This window comes from Streptomyces sp. NPDC038707, from assembly GCF_040636485.1.
Classification (GTDB): Bacteria; Actinomycetota; Actinomycetes; order Streptomycetales; family Streptomycetaceae; genus Streptomyces.
Genome location: NZ_JBEZUP010000032.1, coordinates 85,326 through 91,713, shown reverse-complemented (window position 1 = coordinate 91,713; position 6,388 = coordinate 85,326). Strand labels below are relative to the sequence as shown.

At 65.9% G+C, this 6,388-nt stretch carries 4 protein-coding genes and 3 pseudogenes; 3 read left to right on the top strand and 4 right to left on the bottom strand.

Features of this window, described 5'->3' with window-relative positions; translation table 11 throughout:
- Window positions 1-91: 91 nt before the first annotated feature.
- A pseudogene (locus tag AB0E62_RS31835) lies at window positions 92-786 on the bottom strand (transposase family protein).
- A gap of 392 nt (window positions 787-1,178) precedes the next feature.
- Between AB0E62_RS31835 and AB0E62_RS31830 the strand changes: the two are divergent.
- Both AB0E62_RS31830 and AB0E62_RS31825 read left to right on the top strand, forming a co-directional pair.
- The gene (locus tag AB0E62_RS31830) at window positions 1,179-2,042 is read left to right on the top strand and encodes a hypothetical protein (RefSeq protein WP_362201585.1); all 864 of its coding nucleotides are present in this window, start codon (window positions 1,179-1,181) and stop codon (window positions 2,040-2,042) included.
- A gap of 432 nt (window positions 2,043-2,474) precedes the next feature.
- A pseudogene (locus tag AB0E62_RS31825) lies at window positions 2,475-3,164 on the top strand (IS630 family transposase); the annotation flags it as partial.
- A 27-nt stretch (window positions 3,165-3,191) separates the two neighbouring features.
- Here the strand turns inward: AB0E62_RS31825 and AB0E62_RS31820 are convergent.
- A complete protein-coding gene (locus AB0E62_RS31820) occupies window positions 3,192-3,722 on the bottom strand; it encodes a M15 family metallopeptidase (RefSeq protein WP_362201606.1) in 531 nt (176 codons plus the stop codon).
- Here AB0E62_RS31820 and AB0E62_RS31815 point away from each other — a divergent pair.
- Window positions 3,672-4,763, top strand: coding sequence for an IS630 family transposase (locus AB0E62_RS31815; protein ID WP_362201603.1), 1,092 nt, complete (start codon window positions 3,672-3,674; stop codon window positions 4,761-4,763). The two genes, AB0E62_RS31820 and AB0E62_RS31815, sit on opposite strands and share 51 nt — an antisense overlap.
- A gap of 19 nt (window positions 4,764-4,782) precedes the next feature.
- On the opposite strand, the pseudogene AB0E62_RS31810 reads toward AB0E62_RS31815, so the two are convergent.
- Window positions 4,783-5,597 (bottom strand): annotated as a pseudogene (locus AB0E62_RS31810) (IS5 family transposase); the annotation flags it as partial.
- An 81-nt stretch (window positions 5,598-5,678) separates the two neighbouring features.
- Entirely contained in the window at window positions 5,679-6,371 is a 693-nt protein-coding gene (locus AB0E62_RS31805; RefSeq protein ID WP_362201583.1) for a GntR family transcriptional regulator, read from the bottom strand.
- Window positions 6,372-6,388 lie beyond the last annotated feature (17 nt).

The window sequence follows — 6,388 nt, the reverse complement described above, 5'->3', positions numbered from 1 at the left end:
GATCGCCACCGAGGAGAAGCCGGTGGCCGCGATCTTTTTCGAGGTCTCGCGGACCGGGTAACGGGTAGCGATCCACCGGCTTCACCCCCCATTAGAGGGTGTGGACGGCTTGGACGGTACGACCGACACGTCGGGTTAAGCAGCGCGCTCTGCGCGGTGCTCGCCCAGACTTCAGCCGGGCGAAGGCGCGTTCGCCGGGTGCGCGCAGGCGGGCGTGGTCGCGGTTGTACTGCTGGTAGTGCTCGGGCAGGTCGCGGTGCCGGTAGTACGGGGTGCGGACGGTGGCACCGGCACCCTGGTAGGCGCGGTCCGCGAGGACGAGGATCTGCCTGGTGAGGCAGGCCTGGACGTTGCCGTGGGCACGAGCCGCGGTCAGGTCATGGGTTCTGCCCGGCGTCGCGCGGGAGAACCAGAGCGGAGTGCCGTCCGGGCGGGCTATGACCTGCACGTTCATGCCGTGCTTGCGGTGCTTCATCGAGTAGTACGGCTCGTCCGCGCGGATCCGGTCGGTGGGGATCAGGGTGCCGTCAACGATGACATGGTCGCCCTCACCTAGACCGGTGAGGGCTTCGTGGAGTCCAGGCGCCCAGGAGGCCAGAACGTCCAGGGCCTCGTCCACGTATCGCCAGGCGGTGGCCTGGGATATCCCGAAACCTGCTCCGAGCTGCGAGAACGTCTCGTTCTTACGTAGATGGACCAGCGTGAGCAACGCCTGATTGAAGCAGCCGAGGGATATGGAACCAACAGGGCCCCTTCAGTCGCCGGTGTGTTGAGTGGAATCACCACGCCAACGACGAGGGGCCCTGCCTCGTTACCACACCCGCTGACCAGCCCATTTCACCCTCCAGCGCAGGATGAAGGAGGTTCACTGACGCTTTCAATGCGCTGACATTTGGCGGACGGGTCCTGGGTGTCGCTTTCATCGCAGCAGCGCTGGTGGAGGTGATCGCCGCCCTGTCGGTGTTCGACTACTGGGGAAAGCGAGCCGTGCGGTACTCGGGCGCGGCCGTCCTTATCGGCGTCGGGACCGTGACCGCAACGGACTTGATGTTCCTGATCACGCAAATCGAGGGCTGTGGATCGGATTGCTGCTCTGGATGGGCTGGGCCTTTTGGGGCCTGACCCGGCAGCGGGTATGGCGGGGGGTCCCGCATCCCAAGAGCGTCGCCCTGAGCGTGATGGTGTCCGGCGTTGTCGGAGCAGCGAGTCTCTCCTACTCGCAGATGTACGTGCCTTACGTGACTCCTGTCACCGTCCCCTTCACTGTGTCGTTCGGCGCTCCCACGATGAATGCGGACGGGGCCTCGCTCCACCTTCCGGCGCATGTGGAACTCCGGAATTCCAGCTCGGTGCGGATCTACGTTCTGGGCACCTTGTGGACCGTCACGGGAAACCCGGCCACATTCGACCCTCAAGGCAAGGGGATGGACGAGTGGAAGCGTGACATGTTGGAACACGGCAGCACGCTCACACACGTGCGCTACAGCCCCTCGCGGCTACTGGGAGCCGGGGAATTCGTTACACCGGGGTCCCCCATCGATCCAGGAGACGCTGAGTCCAGCGATACAAACGTGGACGTACCCCTGCGCTCGGGACTGGGCCGCGTCACCATCTCAGCGACGATCTCTTATATCCGGGCCGACAGGGTCAGGCTGCCTGTGAACCACTATATGAGGACGATTGAAGCGTCCTGGGACACGGAATCCCAGCAGCAGAAGCACCAGTGGGACGCGCCGAAATGGGTGGCTGAGAGCGGAGACGAGGTCTACCGGCACTACTCCACGATCAGCCACTCAAGTGAAATGGCGAACCTTACTCACGCCTCGGACTATGTCACCGTTTGGTGGACAATTCCGAAATGGCACGAAGGGCGCCCCTTCGCAAAAGACGACACCCTCCCGTATCTGTCGGCATCCGTCACACGTGTCCCGGACGGCGAGGAGCACATCAGCGGACAAGAGGCGGAATCATACGGCGTCGCGATCCAAAGGGTCGATACCGAGCGCCCCATCGAGGAGCTCTTGAAGGCCGCGAGGAAGTAGCAACGGTCCCCCAACAGATCGTGAACGTCCGCGTTCCGCCGGGCACCAGCCGTCATCCCGCTCTTTCCTCCCCATTTCCTCCCCGCCCCTCACGCCACGTCAGCTCCTCCGTCCCGTCCCCTTGCGGGGCTCAGCCTGCTGCCGGTGGGCTGGGACCCGCGGCCTTGGCCGGGACCTGCCCGCCCGGCGCCGCCCTGGCAGGGGTCGTGGTCGAGCGGGGACGGGCAGCTGCCAAGGAGACCCGTGGCGCGGCCGGAACAGGTCCGGTCAGGGGGACGGTCAGCACATGGTGCATGGCGAGCACCAGCCAGTCGGCGAACCCCTAGGCCGGGTCCTCGCGCCTGGGGCCGTTCTCGGCCGGACGGGCCAGATGTCCGGCGAACGGCCGGCCGGGACGAGTACGTCGGCGACCGGGCTGCCAAGCGCTGAGGCCGCGGCATCACCTTCCAGCACACCAAGACATGGAAGGCGTCACCCGACCCGGAGCGTGACGCCAAGCTCGACCGCATTGAGTACGTGCTGGAGCGATTCCCGGATCGCGTGTTCGCGTTCGACGAGTTCGGGCCGCTTGGCATCCGGCCCACCACCGGCTCGTGCTGGGCTCCTGCCGGTCACCTTGAGCGGCATCCCGCGACCTACCACCGCACCCACGGGGTGCGGTACTTCCACGGCTGCTACTCGATTGGCGACGACAGGCTGTGGGGCGTCAACCGCAGGAAGAAGGGCGCCATGAACACGCTGTCCGCGCTGAAGTCGATCCGTGCCGCCCGGCCCGACGGCGCCCCGATCTACGTCATCCTGGACAATCTCTCCGCCCACAAAGGCGAGACCATCCGGCGCTGGGCGAGGAAGAACCGCGTCGAGCTGTGCTTCACACCGACCTACGCCTCCTGGGCCAACCCGATCGAGGCCCACTTCGGACCGTTGAGGCAGTTCACCCTGGCCAATTCAAACCATCGCAGCCACCCCGCGCAGACCCGGGCACTACACGCGTATCTGCGCTGGCGCAACGCCAACGCCCGTCACCCCGACGTGCTCGCCGCCCAGCGCAAGGATCGCGCCCGCATCCGCAGCGAGAAAGGCATCCGCTGGGGCGGACGCCCCCTCACCGCGATAGCCTGACGGGCTACCGCGGCTCAGCCGAGAGCGTCATTCGTACACGCCTTGCTGGCTCGGTCCGTAACAGGCGCTTGCCGCTCCAGTGGCCAGCGCCCGATAGCGGTCGCCGAACGACCAGTGCCACCACTCCGTGGGGTAGTTCACCAAACCCACGGCCGTCAGCACGCGCCCCAGGATCTCCCGGTGGGTACGCGCCTGCGCGCTGATCCCAGCAGCGTCGGTGTAACAGGCACCGGCGCTCTCCTCCGGAGTCGCGTTCATCGGCGTACCGAGATCCAGCTCATGGCCGTCCGCATCCACGAGTGTCAGATCCACCGCTGCTCCCGCGCTATGCGGCGCGATCTCCGGTGGTGACACGAAGCGGCTCGCCGCCGACCGGAGCTGCTCGTCGGTCCATCCAGGTTGCTCAGCTCGCAGTCTGGCCGCGTATTTCTTAAAGTAGCGCCGCTGCAGCCTCGGAGGACGGTAGCCCTCGACCACCAAAAAGCCCAGGCCGGCCGGCAAGTGCGCCTGCATCATCGTGGACCGAAGATCCCACCGTTGTCGGTAACGGATGCCCAGCGTGCTGTGCTTGAGGGATGGGTGCGTCGTCGCTCGACGGCTCAGGCTCTGGCCCTTCGCTCCCGGATCGTGCTCGAGTGTGCCCAGGGACACTCAATCATGGAGGTGTCACGGCGGCTGCAGGTCGCTCCGGACACGGTCCGCACCTGGCGAAGGCGCTTCCTCGACCGCGGTCTGGACGGCCTGTCCGACGAGCCCAGGCCGGGTGTCCCCAGAAAGATCACCGACGCGGATGTGGAACGGGTCATCGTCAAGACACTGGAAGAGAAACCGGCGAACGCCACACACTGGTCGACCCGTTCAATGGCAGCGGCGACCGGGATGTCCCAGTCGGCCATCTCAAGGATCTGGCGTGCCTTCGCCCTGGCCCCGCACCGTTCCGAGACGTTCAAACTGTCCACCGACCCGCTGTTCATCGACAAGGTCCGCGACGTGGTCGGCCTCTACCTCGACCCGCCGGAGAAGGCCCTGGTGCTGTGCGTGGACGAGAAGTCCCAGATCCAGGCCCTGGACCGCTCTCAGCCGGTTCTGCCGACAATGCCTGGCGTTCCTGAACGCCGCAGCCACGATTACGTCCGCGTCGGCACCACCACCCTCTTCGCAGCCCTGGAAGTCGCCAGTGGCAAGGTGATCGGGCCGATCCACCGCAGGCACAGGGCCGCCGAGTTCAAGAAGTTCCTGGCCAAGCTCGACAAGGAGGTCCCCGCAGACCTCGATGTGCACCTGATCTTGGACAACTACGCCACTCACAAGACACCCGCCCCCAAGAAGTGGCTGCTGACACATCCCCGCTTCCACCTGCACTTCACGCCCACCGGCTCCTCGTGGCTGAACCTGGTGGAACGGTGGTTCGGCGAGCTCACCCAGAAGAAGCTCCGCCGCGGTGTCCACCGCTCCGTCCAGGCCCTTGAACGCGACATCAGGGCATGGGCCGCCGGCTGGAACGACAACCCCCGGCCCTTCGTCTGGACGAAAACCGCCGACGAGATCCTCGACAAGGTCGCCGCCTACTGCCAAAGAATCTCCGACTCAGGTCACTAGTGGTCATATCCGTTTCGATTCGCCTTGTTGGTGTGCATTCTCCTGTCAGCTCGCGGGACATTTTGTCAGCCATCGCCCAGTGGATCATCGCTCGGGACCTCTGTGGAAGGGCTTCGTAGTCCCGAACCAGGCGGCGATGCCGCATCAGCCAGCCGAAGGTGCGCTCGATCATCCATCGCTTCGGCAAGGGTTCGAACCCCTTCGTCCGTGACCGCTGTACGACCTCCACATCGATTCCCAGACTGGCGCCGTGGTTGAGGATGCTGCTCTGGTAACCACCGTCGGCCCAGACTTTCGACACGGTCGGGTGGGCTGCGGCCAGGACGCCGAGCAGGAGCTTGCCGCCTTTGGTGTCGTGCACGGACGCGGCGGTTGCCAGCACGGCCAGGACCAGGCCGAGGGTGTCGGTGATGATGTGCCGCTTGCGTCTCTTGATCTTGCGGCGTCGATGCCTTGACTGGTCTCGGCCACGTTTGCCGAGGTCTTCACGCTCTGCGCGTCGATCACGGCCGCGGTGGGTTCCGTGCTGCGGCCGTGGGACCGGCGGGTCCTGTCGCATAACAGGTCGTGGACTTGCTGGGTGGTGCCGTCGGCTTCCCACTTGGCGTAGTAGTCGTAGACGGTCTTGTACGGCGGGAAGTCGTGGGGTAGGTACTCCCACGGGATGCCGGTGCGGTTGACGTAGAGGATCGCGTTGACGATCTCCCGAAGGTCGTGCACCCGAGCCGCAGCGCCTGGGCCGGTTCTCCTGGCTCGCCAGGCGGCGAAGACCGGTTCGATCAAGGCCCAGCGGGCGTCGGAGACATCACTGCGGTACGGACGACGAGCACTCACGCACCGCCCAACGACCGCCAACACCAGCAGTCACAAAACCATCCCTAACTACCAACTACATAGATCAGATGCACTCTAGGCCTAGGTGGCCTGGCCTGAATCGTCGGTCAGAGCAGCCGCGGTCAAACTGAGGTGCTGGACCAGGACCGCGGCTGCGGTGTCGGCGTCGCGGGCCAGCACCGCCTCCTCCAGCCTGCGGTGTTCCTTGGCGCCGTCCCGGTCGGGGTTGCGGTGTGCCGACCAACGGCGGGCCAGCTCACTCGCGGTCCACAATCGGTCGAAGGTCTCCAGCAGTGCGCGGTTGCCACACCCCTCCAGCAGCGTGCGGTGGAAGGCTCTGTGAGCTTCGGCCCACGCGGCGGTGTAGTACTCACCCTCCTCCGGCGCGTATGCCGGAGTGCGCACCAGACGATGGTGGGCGGCCCGCACCCGGGCCTCCCATTCGACGTCGCCGCGCTCGACGGACATGCGCAGTACGACCGGTTCGACGGTCCTACGGGCTTCCGCGATCTCCTGCCAGCGGCGGTCGGAGAAGGACGGGACTGCGAAACCGCGGTTGGGCAGCCGGTCGGCGAGCCCCTCACCGACCACCCGCACGAGCGCCTCGCGCACCACGGCCAGGCTCACACCCTGCTCCTTGGCAAGATCCTGCGGCTTGAGAGGGGCGCCAGGGGGGTGGTCCCCGCGCATGATCGCATCCCGCAGGTGGGCGTAGACCTGTTCGGAAAGCATCTGCTTCCCCGGCGGGGTCGAGGAGTGCGCCGTCTGATTCATGAGCCCATCCTAGACGA